The organism is Hymenobacter convexus (genome assembly GCF_030580955.1).
Lineage (GTDB): Bacteria > Bacteroidota > Bacteroidia > Cytophagales > Hymenobacteraceae > Hymenobacter.
This window is the reverse complement of sequence record NZ_JAUQON010000005.1, coordinates 395,238-409,422: the sequence shown is the minus strand read 5'-3', so window position 1 is coordinate 409,422 and position 14,185 is coordinate 395,238. Positions and strand designations below refer to the sequence as shown.

The 14,185-nt window shown below is 62.1% G+C and carries 9 protein-coding genes; 1 reads left to right on the top strand and 8 read right to left on the bottom strand.

Annotated features, from left to right (window positions below):
• The 3 genes from Q4S41_RS13440 to Q4S41_RS13430 form a co-directional block, all read right to left on the bottom strand.
• On the bottom strand, nt 1-1,449 hold the full coding sequence (locus Q4S41_RS13440) for a SusD/RagB family nutrient-binding outer membrane lipoprotein (RefSeq protein WP_305031639.1): 1,449 nt from the start codon (nt 1,447-1,449) through the stop codon (nt 1-3).
• A gap of 16 nt (nt 1,450-1,465) precedes the next feature.
• Nucleotides 1,466-4,648 carry a SusC/RagA family TonB-linked outer membrane protein gene (locus Q4S41_RS13435; RefSeq protein WP_305031638.1) on the bottom strand — a complete coding sequence of 1,061 codons (3,183 nt, stop codon included), beginning with the start codon at nt 4,646-4,648 and terminating at the stop codon, nt 1,466-1,468.
• Between the two features lie 792 nt (nt 4,649-5,440).
• Nucleotides 5,441-7,417, bottom strand: coding sequence for a KUP/HAK/KT family potassium transporter (locus tag Q4S41_RS13430; RefSeq protein WP_305031637.1), 1,977 nt, complete (start codon nt 7,415-7,417; stop codon nt 5,441-5,443).
• Between the two features lie 301 nt (nt 7,418-7,718).
• On the opposite strand from Q4S41_RS13430, the gene Q4S41_RS13425 reads away from it, so the two are divergent.
• Nucleotides 7,719-8,012, top strand: a complete 294-nt coding sequence (locus Q4S41_RS13425; RefSeq protein WP_305031636.1) for a transposase — start codon at nt 7,719-7,721, stop codon at nt 8,010-8,012.
• Nucleotides 8,013-8,025: 13 nt separating this feature from the next.
• On the opposite strand, the gene Q4S41_RS13420 is transcribed toward Q4S41_RS13425, so the two are convergent.
• The 5 genes from Q4S41_RS13420 to Q4S41_RS13400 all read right to left on the bottom strand — a co-directional run bounded on the left by Q4S41_RS13420 (nt 8,026) and on the right by Q4S41_RS13400 (nt 14,180).
• Nucleotides 8,026-8,151, bottom strand: coding sequence for a hypothetical protein (locus tag Q4S41_RS13420; RefSeq protein ID WP_305031635.1), 126 nt, complete (start codon nt 8,149-8,151; stop codon nt 8,026-8,028).
• Between the two features lie 155 nt (nt 8,152-8,306).
• Complete coding sequence (locus Q4S41_RS13415; RefSeq protein WP_305031634.1) at nt 8,307-10,082, bottom strand: ATP-binding protein; 1,776 nt, start codon at nt 10,080-10,082, stop codon at nt 8,307-8,309.
• A 75-nt stretch (nt 10,083-10,157) separates the two neighbouring features.
• Entirely contained in the window at nt 10,158-11,327 is a 1,170-nt protein-coding gene (locus Q4S41_RS13410) for a sensor protein KdpD (protein WP_305031633.1), read from the bottom strand.
• Nucleotides 11,328-11,467: 140 nt separating this feature from the next.
• A complete protein-coding gene (locus Q4S41_RS13405; protein ID WP_305031632.1) occupies nt 11,468-12,631 on the bottom strand; it encodes a porin in 1,164 nt (387 codons plus the stop codon).
• Nucleotides 12,632-12,701: 70 nt separating this feature from the next.
• The gene (locus tag Q4S41_RS13400; RefSeq protein ID WP_305031631.1) at nt 12,702-14,180 is read right to left on the bottom strand and encodes an outer membrane beta-barrel protein; all 1,479 of its coding nucleotides are present in this window, start codon (nt 14,178-14,180) and stop codon (nt 12,702-12,704) included.
• Nucleotides 14,181-14,185: the final 5 nt, after the last annotated feature.

Here is a 14,185-nt window from a genome sequence, read left to right as displayed (position 1 = left end):
TCAGCGGGCCCACCACACGGGGACGTTGATGCTGTTGTTTTGGGTGTTGTCGGCCGCTATTCTGTACTGCGCCGCGTTCAGGGCGCTTTCTGTGGCGGGATAGGGCATGCGCACGGGAATCAGTCCGTTGTTGAGGCTGGCCGAAACCGTTTTCAGGCGGGGAAACCCCGTCCGGCGGTACTCGGTCCAGCCTTCGTAAGCATTGTTGATGTTGCCCAGCCATTTCTGCGTCAGTATCTGCTCGATGGGGTTTTGGCCATTCTGGCCGTAAGCCACCCGGCTGCTGGTGAGGTAACTAGCGGGCAGCGTCGTGCCCCAGTAGGCAAACGACTGGGTAATGCCCTGCTCGTACAAGGTCCGCGCCGAGGCGGATATCAGCCCGCGCTCGGCGGCTTCGGCCAGCCAGAAACTGGTTTCGGCCGCGGTCAGGTAGTTGGCCGATAACCGGTCGGAGTTTTCCCGGAAGATGGTGCCCGTAAGCGAGTAATCGGCCAGCGAGATGGAAAGTCTGGAGGCATCGGGTCCATTCAGCAGGCCTTTGTAGGTCCCTGGCGTAGCCGCCGCGGGGCGGAAATACGTGGCTATTCGGGGGTCGCCCAACCCCGTCAGCAGCTCCTCGCTGGTTTTGGACATAATAAACAGGTTGAAATCACCGATGCGGGCGGTTGCCATGCGAAAATTGTTGGGCTGGGCCAGCGAGAAGCGGAAGGCGGCATTGTCCGCATTCGTCCGGATGTAATTGCCATCGGTCACGACTCTTTGCAGGGCAGCCTGCACGTTTACTTTGCGCGATATGCGCATCAGGCATTTAATCTTCAGCGAGTTGGCAAACAGCACCCATTTGCTGCGGTTGCCCCCATAGAGGATATCACCGTCGAGCGCCGTAGCCCCTTTGTAATTGTTGATGGAAGCGATGCCCTGGTCGAGGTTGTCGAGGATGCCGCCGGGGGCCGTGTAGATGGATTCCTGGCTGTCGTAGGCCGGCGTAATCACGCCCGCTTTGCCCTGCAGCGCCTGGCTGTAGGGCACGTCGCCGTACAGGTCGGTCAGCGCGGCGGCGATGAAGGCTTTCATAATCAGGGCGGGGCCTTCGTACACCCCGAAAGCCGCATTGGCGCGCGCTTTCTGCAGCAGAATCTCGTTGTCGCGCAGGTTGCTGTACATAAACGGCCAGGGGTTGCCCCCGTACTGCGGCTCGCTCAGGCTGTGCCGGTCGAACAGGTTGAAGTCGATGGCCGTGAAGTACTGCCCCAGCAGGTTGCCCGCCACGAAGGCTTCGTACGACATCTGCTCGCCGTAGTCGAAGATGACTTTGCGCAGCAGCAGCGACGGTTGCACGTCGACCGGCGCATTGGGGTTCGTGTTGATTTCCTCGAATCTGTCCGTACAACCGGGCAGTGAGCCGGCCAAGGCAGTCAGCAGCAGGAGGCTATATAGTTTCCGTTTCATGGTCTGGTTGGAGGGCTTAGAAGTTCGCGCTTAGTTTCAAGCCCAGGTTGCGGGTGGTTGGGTAGGTCATGTCCTCAACCCCGGTTTGCAGCTGGTTTTGCTGGAAGGAGGTCTGCTCGGGGTCGAAGTGCGGAATGTGCGAGAAGGCCAGCAGGTTCCGGCCTATCAGGGCAATGGTGAGCTGCTGGGTATGCAGTTTTTTGGTCAGCCAGGCCGATTGAGGCACGCTGTAGCCGATGGTCAATTCCCGCAGCTTCACATAGGAAGCATCGTAGGTGCTGTTCTCTTCGTTGTTCCGGTCGTAGTACATGCGGTAGTAGGTTTCGGCCGGAATCGCCTTCGTATTCGGCTGGTAGACTGGGTTTTCGGGGGTGCCGGTATTCACCACGCCTTTCGCCACGATGCCCGCATCGGGCCGGTCGGCCGTTTCAATCAGCTGGCCCGCCACGCCGGCCAAAGCCAGCGTGCGCGACACCAGCACGCCGCCCTGCCGCCAGTCGAGCAGAAAGCCGAGATTAAAATTGCCGAGGCTGAACTGGTTCGACAGGCCCACCATGAAGTCGGGGTTGTAGTTGCCCAGCTTCCGGAGGGTGTTGTCGGCAATGTACTGCCCGTTGCTGCCCACGATGAAGTCGCCCTGGGCGTTGCGCAGGTAGCCCGTGCCCCACATGTCGCCCATGCGGTCGCCCTGCCGCACCTGGTACCACACCGTCTGGTTCACGTTGTCGTAGATGCGGTTGTAGCCCAGCGTCAGGGTGCCGGCTTCTGCGGGCAGCGACACCACGGTGGTGCGGTTGCGGCTGAAGTTCAGGCTGGCATTCCACCGGAAGCGGCTCGTTTGCACGGGCGTGGCGCTCACCACCGCCTCAATGCCCCGCGACTGTACCTCTCCCCCGTTGATGACCCGTTCGCTGTAGCCCGTCGGGATGGCAATGGGCAGCGACAGAATCTGGTTGCGGGTGCGGGCGTTGTAATAGGTCAGGTCGAAGCCCAGCCGGTCGTTGAAGAAGCGGACATCCGCCCCCACTTCCAGCGAGGTAATCGACTCCGGTTTCAGGTTGGTATTGGCGATGGTGCTCTGGTCGCTGAACGCCGGCTGCGAAAAAACCGGGTTCCGGGCGGTGTATACCCCTGCGGTCTGGTAGGGGCTGGTGTCGTTGCCAACGTTGGCGGCGCTGGCCCGCACCTTGGCAAACGACACTACCGTGGGCAGCTGGAACTGGTTCGACAGCACCCAGCTGGCCGATGCCGACGGGTAGAAGAAGGACGTATTGGCCGTGGACGTGGGCGTGGCCAGGGCGCTCGACCAGTCGTTGCGCCCGGTGATGTCGAGAAACAAGAGGTTTTTATACCCCAGCTTGGCCAGCGCATACAGGCTGTTAATGCGCTTGCGGCCGCTCTGCTGGTACACTTCCACCGGCGAGGCGGCGTTGTTGAGCTTGAACACGCCCGGCTGGGCCAGCGTCAGGGCCTGGTACTGGTCGAACGAGGCCAGCTGGTCCAGGCGGTTGCCCCCGGCCGATACGTCGAGTGACAGCGGCCCCAGGCTGCGGGTGTAGTTGAGCAAGAAGTCGGTATTGATTTCCCGGAAAAACACGCCGTTTTCGGCATAAGCGCCGCTCTTGAAGCGGTTGCTGCTGAAGGCCCGCCGAAACTGGCGATTCTCGTTGGAGTAGTCCATGCCGCTGCGCACCAGCAGGGTCAGGTTGTTGGCCAGTTCGCCCGTGATGGCCACGTTGCCGATGAGCCGGTCGCGCGTAAACGAGTTGCGGTTTTCGTAGAGGGTAAAATACGGGTTGTCGAAATAGGTATAATTGTAGGAAAATTGCTGAATGCCTTCCAGCCCCGGCTGCCAGTACTGCTTCATGGGGTTGATGTCGGTTTGGCGGCCCAGCCAGGCACTCAGGGCGTAGTTGATGTTTTCCGAGCCGTACTTGGTGGCGGGGCGATTGGCGCTGGCGCTGTTGATGTAGTTAATCGACGAACTGATTTTCAGCCGCCGCACCGGGTCGAACTGCAGCCGGGCGGCCAGGGTTTTGCGCTTCAGGTCCACCCCCGGAATAATCGACTGGCTGTTGAGGTCCGTGTAAGAAAGCCGGTAGCTGCCCTTGTCGTAGTCGCCCGCCACCGCCAGGTTGTTGATGGCCGTGTGGCCCGTCTGGTAAAAATCGCGCAGGTTGTTGGGGTGCGACACAAACGGCGTCGGGGTGATGGGCAGGCCGCTGTAAAGATTCGTATCGGCGCCGCGCACCACCTGGCCGTTGGGCAGCGTCACGGGGCTGTCGTACTGCGGAATCAGCAGGCCAGCGTCCAGCTTCGGGCCGTAGCTGTACGAAATGTTGTCGTTGACTCCCCCGCCCAGGCCGTCGCCGTACTTGAACGCCCCGCTGTTGCCCTGCCCGTAGGTGTTCTGAAAGCGGGGCAGCTGAAACGGCTGCTCGGCGTAGAAGGTGCTGTTGAAGCTCACGCCAATGCCTTTGCCCGCCGACGTGCCGTCCTTGGTCGTAATCAGGATGACGCCATTGGAGGCCCGGGTGCCGTACAGGGCCGCCGCGCTGGGCCCTTTCAGCACCGACACCGACGCCACGTCGTCGGGGTTGATTTCCCCGGCCCCGTTGCCGAAATCGATTTCCTGAAACCCGTTGGCATCGTCGTTGACGCGGTTGACCACCGTGGCGTTGTTTATCACAATGCCGTCGACCACAAAGAGGGGGTTGTTGTTGGTGAAGGACGATTCGCCCCGGATGGTAATGCGCGACGACGCCCCCACCCCCGTGGAGCCGGCCGTGACCATGACGCCCGCCACCTTGCCCGCCAGGTTGTCGAGGAAGTTGGCCGCCTTCACTTCGCTCACCTGCCGGCCCTCTACCTTCTGCACCGCGTAGCCCAGGCCCTGGGCGTTGCGCTCCAGCCCCAGGGCCGTAACGACGACCTCATTGAGGGCAAGGCCCGCCACCAGCTTCACCGTCAGGGTGGCCTGGCCCGTGTACTGAACTTTCTGCGACTCGTAGCCGAGCGATGTAAAAACCAGTGTGTCGGCGGGCTGAAGGTTGGTCAGCGTGAACGTGCCCGCGGCATTCGTGAGCGCCCCCGCCTGCATGCGTTTTACCTGCACGGTAGCCCCCGGAATTGGCTGCGACGAGGCATTGTCTACCACCTGCCCGGCAAGTTTCTGGGCAACTGCAGATGCGGATGGCAAGGAAAAAACGGCAATCAGAAGTAATAATGCTCGCATTTATGGGAGAAATTGAAAGAAAGAAATTTTGGCCATGTGACAGAATGCGGTGGCCTGGTAATGACGGACTGCCAACAGGCGCGTAGTTCTGCTGCGGTGGCAACCAAAACCGGCGGGGCGGCGCCCAACAAACGGCGTAGATACGACAACGGATTGAAGACCGAAGCCCTGCGCCCTTGAAAAAATGCACTTCATGTGCCGCAATACGCGTGAAGACGACCAGCCAGCAGCACTTTAACGGCTGTTACCTGCCTCATTCACCTATAATTAGGCAAAAGAGGCCACTCGGTGCAGCGGGCTAAGCACCCGGTTAATTGAGGCGAAAAATACTGTTCAGTCAAAGGGCCGAAGCTGTTGCCAAGCCCGGTGGGCAACGCGAAAGCGGCCTTATCGAGCCATTCAAGGCATATAACAGGCCCATTGGATAGCTTTTCCGTCTCGATTCGGGTCGTAAAACCTTCGCAAACAGGGCGTGGAACTACTTCTGCAACACCCACGCTCCGAATAGGATAATGGGCCTTGTTCACCGGAAGGAAGCCCACGCGAAGTACAGCACTGCCCCTTGCAGCAGCGTCAGCGCCAGGGTCACGCCCCAGAACGCGGCTTTGCGGGTTTTGTGGCGCAGCAGCCACATTGCCGCTCACGCCCCGGGTGCCGCGCCGGGCAGCGTCGCAAACATCTGTCTGGCAGCGCGTAGGAATCTTCAGTTTGCCTCGGCGGGGTTATCTAGTTCTCACTACTCGGCAAAATAGCATCCTACTTTTCCCGGCGCAGCGCCAGCTCCGGCCGGTCGGGCGTGAGAAGCGGAATATTCTCAATGGTGAGCGAGGAGTTATCCAGCCCAAAGCTCTCCTGCTGGCTGGAGCCCAGCCAGCGCAGCACGCCCGAAAACCGCGCCATCATCCGCTGCCAGGCGGTGAGCGACTGCGCGTAGGGCAGCGTGCGGTTGAGGATAACGAACTGAAAATCGCCCACCACATCCTGGTCGCGCAGGGAGGTGTAGCGCGAGGTAATGTCTATTTCCCTGGATTTCACCAGGTCGGTAATCACCTGCCGGAACATGTAGTTGATGGCGTGGTCGACGCGGAAGCCGAGGTGGAATTCCACCCGCACGAGGTCGTCTTCCAGGAGCGGGGTGGCGGTGTAGGCCTTGGTATAAGGCTCGTCGGTGGTGATGACGTGGAGCAGGAAATACACGTCGGCGCGCTTGGGGCTTTTGCGGAAAATGGAGTGGATAATGGCGTTTTCGACCAGTCTGGGGTTGTCGGACTCGGTGAGATAGACGAGGTGGGTGGCGAATTTGGGCACCGATTCGTCCACGCTCAGCTTGCGCAGCAGCGGCAGCGACTCGGCCAGCGGCACGTATTTTTCCAGCTCCGTGCGGATGCGGCGGCCCTGAATCCAGCTCACCATCACGAGCAGCAGCAAGGCCCCGAGCAGCACGCTGATGTAGCCGCCCTCGGGGAATTTGCGGAGGTTGGCCGCCAGGAACGAGCCTTCGACGGTGAAGTAGACAGCCAGCAGCAACACTATCCAGGCCGGATTCACGCGGCGCAGGCGCAGGTAGTAGGCCAGCAACACGGTGGTCATGAGCATGGTCACGGTCACGGCCAGGCCGAAGGCGGCTTCCATGCGGCTCGATTCCTGGAAGTGCAGCACCACGCCGATGCAGCCGGCGCAGAGTATCCAGTTGAGCGAGGGCACGTAGGCCTGGCCGCGCAGGTCGGTGGGGTAAGCCACTTTCACTTTGGGCCAGAAGTTGAGCCGCAGCGCCTCGATGACAAGCGTGAACGAGCCCGAAATGAGGGCCTGCGAGGCAATGATGGTGGCCAGCGTGCAGAGCGCAATGGCCGGCACCAGCCCCCAGGCCGGAATCAATTCGAAGAACAGATTCCGCTCGCCCAGCGGCGCGCCCAGGTGCTGGAGCAGCCACGCGCCCTGGCCCAGGTAGTTGAGCACCAGGCAGATTTTGACGAACGTCCACGACACGTAGATGTTGCGCCGCCCGACGTGCCCCATGTCTGCATACAGGGCCTCGGCCCCGGTGCTGCACAGGAATATCGAGCCCAGCAGCCAGAACGCGCCCGGAATGGTGGTGAGCATATGAATGGCGTAGTACGGATTCAGGGCCCGCAGAATGCTCCACTCGTGCGCCAGATGCACCACGCCCAGCACGGCCAGCATGCCAAAAAACAGCAGCATCACCGGCCCAAACAGCTTGCCGATAATGGCCGTGCCGAACTGCTGAAATGTGAACAGCCCCACCAGAATGCCCAGTATAATGGGCACCGTGTTCAGGTCGGGTTTAATCATGCGCAGCCCCTCAATGGCCGAGCCCACCGAAATGGGCGGCGTAATGATGCCATCGGCCAGCAGCGCCGCCGCCCCGATGATGGCCGGCAGGTACAGCCACTTCACCTTGAGCCGTCGCAGCCGGGCAAACAGCGCCAGAATGCCGCCCTCGCCGTGGTTGTCGGCCTTCATGGCGATGAAAACGTACTTAACGGTAGTAAGCAGCGTGAGTGTCCAGATGATGGCCGAAATGGTACCGAGCACCACTTCCTCGGTGATGGGACGGCCGGCGAACACGCCGCGCACGGTGTAGAGCGGCGAAGTGCCAATGTCGCCGTACACAATGCCGAGGGCGATGAGCGAGCCCGCCGCCGTGATGCGGGTGTGCAGGTGCGAATGGGAAGGCGTGGCGGTTCCGCCGGTCAGGGTAGTCGTGGGCATAAGCACGGTGGCGAGGTTGTGGAGAAGGTCCAGAACCGAATGAATACGGACAGCTGACGAAGATTAGTTGAGCTTGCCTCCTAGAGTGTGTGGACAATCGCCGACCTTTGGGTAGTGCGACGCAATGAACTCAAAGATGCCGATTGGGCGCGATTATCGCCCTTGTTGCCGGGCAAAGCCGGCGATGCGGGCCGCTCGGCCGCCGATAGCCGCATGTTTTTAAACGCCGTGCTCGGGCCGTGGAATTCAACGTACCGGCGCTTCCGCCGCTGCGCGCAAAAAGGCATCTGGCAGCGCGTGTTTGAGGCCGTGCAAGACCCGGACCTGGACTGGGCCATGCTCGATTCCACCAGCGTGCGGGCTCACCAGCAAGCTCCACGCCGTCGTAGACGCGCTGGGCAACCCGTTGCGGCTGGTGCTCACGCCGGGCCAGCAGGCCGACTGCACCGTCGCCACCGACTTGTTGGCGGGCTTGGCGGTGGGGGCCGTGCTGGCCGACAAAGCCTACGCCACCAACGCGTTGGTGGCCCGAATCAGTCAGGCCGGGGCCGTTGTCGTCGCCCAATGCGCCGCTACTTTCGTCTGGCTCCTGTAATTGTCCAAACGCCCTAGTGTGGCCTGGGCGCTGCGCGAAACTGATACAGGAAGTAGGCCCCCACCCCGCTCAGCAGTAGGATTATCAGGAACAGAAAGCCCAGGTCCAGCGTGATTTTGGATTTGATGGTGGCTTGCATGGAGGGAAAAAAGTGGAGGAAAATGATTGGGTAGCTGGAAAAAAGGACGGTCATGCTGAGCGCAGTCGAAGCATCTTGCCCGCATCGTTGGGCCGATTGGATTACTACCACAAGCGAAATGCTTCGACTGCGCTCAGCATGACGGCCTCTTTGCGCTAGCTTGCCACGGGCAGCGTGAAATGGAACGTGCTGCCGCTCCCCAACTCGCTCTCCACCCACAGCCGGCCGCCCTGCGTGGTGATGAACTCGCGGGCGATGCTCAGGCCCAGGCCCGAGCCGCCGCGGTAGCCGGTTTTGTCGGGCAATTGGGCGAAGCGTTGGAAGATGCGTTCGTGGTGCTCGGCCGCGATGCCGGGGCCGCGGTCCCGCACGCTCACCTGCACGAAGGACCCGGCCGGCGCGGCCCGCACGGTGAGCGTTTCGCCCAGCGGCGAGTAGCGAATGGCGTTGGCCAGCAGGTTGATGAGGACCCAGGTGGTTTTTTCCACATCGGCGCGGGCGGCGGGCAGGTCGGGGGCCAGCTGCAGGTCGAGGCGTAGGTTTTTATCGTCGAGCTGGGGCTGCACGGTGGCGGTAGCAAAGCCTACCACGTCGGCCAGGTTAGTGGGTTTGGCATCGAGCTGAATGCCCGCGCCGGCGTCGAGGCGGGAGATGTCGAGCAGTTCGGCCACCATGCGCTGGAGGCGCTGGGTTTCCTGGCGGATGAAGCCCGTGATGCGCTGGCGCTCGTCGGCCGGCAGGCGCTCGTCCTGCAGCAGCTTGGTGTTGAGGTTGATGCTGGACAGCGGCGTTTTCAATTCGTGCGACACGGTGGCCAGGAAGTTTGACTTCACCTGGTCGAGCTTCTTGAAATCCGACACGTTGCGCAGCGTCACAATCTGCCCCACGAACTCGTTCTTTTTGAGCGCGTCGTTGTAGGAAACCAGCTCCTGCACGGCCAGGCGGTAAAAAACTTCCTCGCCCTGCTGGGCAATGCGCAGCAGCGGCGCATCGGCCACGGCCTGCCCCCGGCGGGCGGCGTCGACCTGCAGCGGGCGCAGGATTTCGCGCAGCAGGTCGTTGCCCTCGGCCACGGCGGCAGCGGGCTGGCCCACGAGCTGCTCGGCGGGCAGGCCCAGTAGCGCGCACGCCATGGGATTGGCCAGGATGATGTGTCGGTGTTCATCAAGTAGCAGCAGGCCCTCGTCGAGCCCGCTCACGATGCTGGCCGTGCGGTTGCGGGCCGTGATGAGCTCGGCCATGGTGGAGCTGCGGTACTCCTGCAGCTGCACCAGCATGCGGTTGAAGGCCGTGGCGACGCGCCCAAACTCGCTGCCGCCCTCCACCGGAATGGTGGACGTGAAGTTGTTGTCCGTGGCGTGCTCCAAGCTGGTGGTGAGCTTGCGCAGCGGGTTCACGGCCGCTTCGGGCACGCTCAGCACAAACATCAGCCCCAGTAGAAAACTGATGGCGATGAAGGCCAGCAGGTAGCGGCCGGCCTGGGTGGCGTTCTGGTTGGCCAACTCGTTTTTGCGGGTCAGGGCGGCGGTGTTCAGCGCCACCATGCGGTAGGTTTGGCGGCGCAGTAGTTCCAGGGTGGGCGCGCGGGCGGCGGGCGGGGCACCGGCATCGAGCAGGCGCTGGAAGTCGGCCTGTCCTTGGGTGAGGCTGTCCACCACTTCCTTTTCGCCTTTTTCGGTGATGTTGCCGGCCTCACGGGTGAGGCTTTGGCGCAAGCGGGGCAGGCCGCCCGGCGCGTTGGGGTCTACTTCCATCTGGTCGAGGGCACGCTGCATCCGTTGGCCCAGCTCCACGGAGTAGAAGTTTTCTTTCAGCACGTTGCGCGAGCTGCGGTCCAGCCGGTGCACGGTGTAATAGGCATAGCCGCCGATGGCCAGCAGCAACGCCAGCATCGCCACGAAGCCGAGAGTGATGAGGGTTTTAAGATTCATGGCGAAGGAGAGGATTGAGAAAGGTAAATGGGTAATTTTCAGCCCGTCATACCGGGCCGGGCTTGTTCAGCGAACTCAATACGTTATCAGATAAACGTCCAAATCCGGGCTGTCGCGGGCCACGGCGCGGAGCAGGTCGAACGTGACGCCGCGCCGCGAAAGCTGGCTCCACAGACCTTTTTCCCCGGTGATGCCGCAGACCAGCAGCGTGGCGTTTTTTTCGGCGGCTACGCGCCGGATGGCGCCCACCACGTCGTCGTCCTTCACCCGTAAAATCTGCGCCCCGAGCTGGGTGGCGAGCTGCAGGTTGTTGAGCAGATGGCGTTGCGTAGCCAGGCCGATGCGGTCGGCCGATTCACGGCCGGTTTGCACGTAGAGCACATACCAGGCGGCGGCCGAAAACCGGTCGGCCAGCCGCGAGGTCTTGCGGATGATTTCCCTGGCGGCCGCGTCGTTGGAATTGATGCAGGCCAGCAGGCGGTCGTCGTTGCGGCGGGTGGGCAGCACGGCAGGCGCCCCACCGGCTTCGGACTCTACCTGCCGGCCGAGTAGCTGGGCCACTTCGCGCACCGCTAAGCGGCGCAGCTGAAGCAGGTTTTCGGCCTGGAAGAAATTGGCCAGCGCGGTAGGCACCTTGTCCGGGTCGTAAATTTTGCCTTCTTCGAGCCGAGTGCGCAGCTCGCCCACGGTCAGGTCCACGTTCACCACCTCGTCGGCCTGTTTCAGCAGCTGGTCGGGGATGCGCTCGGTCACGTCGGTGCCGGTTATTTTCAGCACCTGGTCGTGCAGGCTTTCGAGGTGCTGCACGTTCACGGCGGTTATCACCGAAATGCCCTGCGCCACAAGGTATTCCACGTCCTGCCAGCGCTTGTCGTGGCGCGAGCCCGGCACATTGCTATGGGCCAGCTCGTCTACGATAACGACTTGCGGACGGCGCTGCAGAATGGCTTCCACGTCCATTTCCTCCAGCGCCCTGCCCTTGTAAAAAACGTGCTTGCGCGGCAGCAGCGGCACGTCCTTCAGCTCGGCCACGGTGCCGGGTCGGTTGTGGGTTTCGATGTAGCCGAGCAGAACATCCACGCCGTGCTGGTGCAGGTCGTGGGCTTCCTGCAGCATGCGGTAGGTTTTGCCCACGCCAGCGGCCAGGCCCAGGTACACCTTGAGCGTGCCCCGCCGCTTGGCCTGCACCTGCCGCAGAAACCGCTCGGCGGACAGGTCGCGCTGGTTTTCCTCCGAGAGGGTCATGGGAATTAGAGGATGGTTGTTTTTTGAACGTCATGCTGAGCGCAGTCGAAGCATCTCCATCGCGAGAGCAGATGAATTACTTCAGCAGTAGAGATGCTTCGACTACGCTCAGCATGACGTTCTTCTTAAGCAGTTCATTTCTAAAATGTCAACCCCAGCAGCACCGTGGCGGCACCGTTGGTCTTCTTATAGGTCTTCTTTTCCAGGTACACGTCGTTCTGGTCCACAAACTGCTTGGCCTCAGCGCGCAGAATCACGCGGGGCACGGGCAGGTAGTCGAAGCCTAGGGAATAACCCACAGTATTGAGGCCACCGGCGCGGGTGGGGGCCAACACGCCGGCCGGGTCGTGGTAATACTCTACCCGACCCACGATGCCGGTGCGCGCGGTGGTGCGGCGGCGCACGATGAGCGAGGCGCCTTGCCAGGCGTTGTAGCCGCTTTGCTGGTATTTTTCCTCCCAGCCGGTATCGAAGGCAGCCGCGAGTTTCCACTTCGCCGAGGGGTCGTAAGTGACGTAGAAATTGTGGAAATAGCGCAGCTGCCGGCTGATGGAATCGGGGGCGTTGCGGCCCTCGCCCACGAAGGTGCTGGAGTTGAGCAGCCACTTGGGGCTGGGCCGGAACTGCACCTGCGTGCCCACGGCCTCGTTCTGGTTGCGGTCGCGGATGACTTGCCAGCCGTTGATGGCTAGGAAAGACACCAGCCACTTTTTGCCGGGGTCGTAGGTGAGCTTGGCCCCGGCCTCGTAGTAGGGCGAGTTGTCGGCCATGATGGAGCGCGTCAGGGTAAGGTTGTCGCGCGAGTTCGGTCCTTCCAGGCCGATGTGCGAGAGGAAAATACCGGCGTCGAGCCAGAGGTTTTTGGCCACTTTCACGCCGCCCCAGGCCTCGTAGATGTTCTTGAACACCCCCGGCTCGGCGGCGTAGTTGGCATCGGGGTAAGTGCCGGTCTGGATGGCGAAGGTGCCCCGGAACCGGTCGCTGGTGTAGCGCGCGCCCAGCAGGGCCAGGTTCACGGCAAACTGGTTGTGCAGGTTTTCGGAGTAGATGAAGCCCGGCCGCGTGAGGCTGGCGGGGTTGTTGAAATCGTAGCCGTAGTACACGCCCACGTAGCCGAAGAATTCGGGCTTGGGGTCGGCCTGGGCCGTGTCGGCCGCGGCGCTGGCAGTTTGGGCGGCAGCAGTGGCCGTGGGCGCGACGGGCGGTGCGGTGGTCGTGGGCGCCGGGGGCACGGCTTGGGCCTGCAGGCGTGCCGCCGGCCAGCCAGCCGCGACGAGGGCACAAAGTAGCGCTGCTGATTTCATGAGAAGACGGAAAAAAAAGGGAAAACGGCCGGCTGCGTAAGCCGGCCGTTTTCGGCGTGAAGAATGGGCGTTAGAGCCGGAAATTAACCGCGAAGATGAGGCGGTTCTCGTAGTCGCGCAGGTCGGGCTGCCAGTTGGCGGGCAGGGGCTGGTCGGCGTAGCCGCTGGGCGAGGTGGTGCCGCCGGGCCCGGCGAAATAGGGCACGTTGGCCGAGCGGTGCAGGTATTCCACGCGGAGGGTCACGTAGTCGGAGGGCATCAGGTCCAGGGTTAGCGTGGCTTCCTTGGCGGTAAGCTTGCTGGCGTCCGCATCGGTGAAGCCCACCACCGAGGGGTTGAAGCTGAGGTAGCGCGAGGGGTTTTTCACGAAGCCCACGCGGGTGGTGAGGGCCATTTTATTCTTGGCAAACCACAGGCGGTTGGCAAAGGAGCTTCCGAACATGAAGTTGTCGCGGGCCTTCACCTCGTTGCCGGCCGCATCGGTGCCGCTCTGGAAGCCGTAGTGCGTGTTCAGGCTAAACGCGGCCTGGGTGATGCCGCGCAGGGCTTTTGCCTTGTCCTTGTGATAGTAGCGCGCCACGATGGAGTTGTCGTGGTGGAAGCGGTTGACGTTGGGGTAGGCCGCCCGGCCGATGGCCGCCGAGTCGGTGCCGGGGCGCGAGTCGTTGCCGTAGTAGAAGTTGGCCACCAGCTGCAGGTTCTCGTTGGGCCGGAAGTAGTTGGAATTGCCGATGGACGGGCGCTTGTTGAATGTATTGTAGGTCTGCCAGCCGTTCATCAGCCACAGCTCGGTCTTGAACTTCTTGCTGGGGTAAAACTGCGCCCGTGCGCCCTGGAAATAGAAGGGCGTGAAGTCGCACACCAACGAGCGTTGATAGCTCCAGTTTTCCTGCGTCACGTAGCTTTCCAGGCCGATGTAGCTCATGAAAATGCCCAACTCTACGTTCAGGCCGTAGGCCACGTTGAAGTGGTAGCCGGCCGCCGCCTCGCGGATGTACTTCAGGTTGTTGCCGGTAATGCCCGTGCCGTTGTTCACGCCATTGGCCCCGATGGTAGTGCCCGTGTTGCGCCCACGTAGCACCGAGCCGTCGGTTTCCTGTACCACATTTAGCATCGAGCCGGTTTGCAGCCACAGCCGGCCGATAATATTCTTGTAGTTCGACTCGATGCCGATGCTGGCCAGGGCCAGCGAAAACTCGTTGGCGCGGCCCGTCACGGCCGAAATCGTCTGGGTATGGTCGAGCGGCCGGGCGAAGTTGTAGTTGTAGTAGCCATCCAGAAAAGTGGTGGCCGTGAGTACGGTTTCGCCGTCCTTGTCCTGGAACTGGAGCGGGAAATTCTGCTGGCGGTTCTGGCCGTTCACCCAGCTCAAATCCATGCCGTCGAAGGGGACTTTAGCAGTTGAAGCAGCGGTGGTATCGGCCTTGGTGGCCGGGTTTTGGGCGGTGGCCGTTTCGGTGGTCTGAGCCAGCGCGGCGGGGAGGGTGGCAGTGGCCAGCGCGGCTGTCAGCAAGGTAGCAGGCAGGGCGCGGCGGGAAATGTTTTTCATCGGAG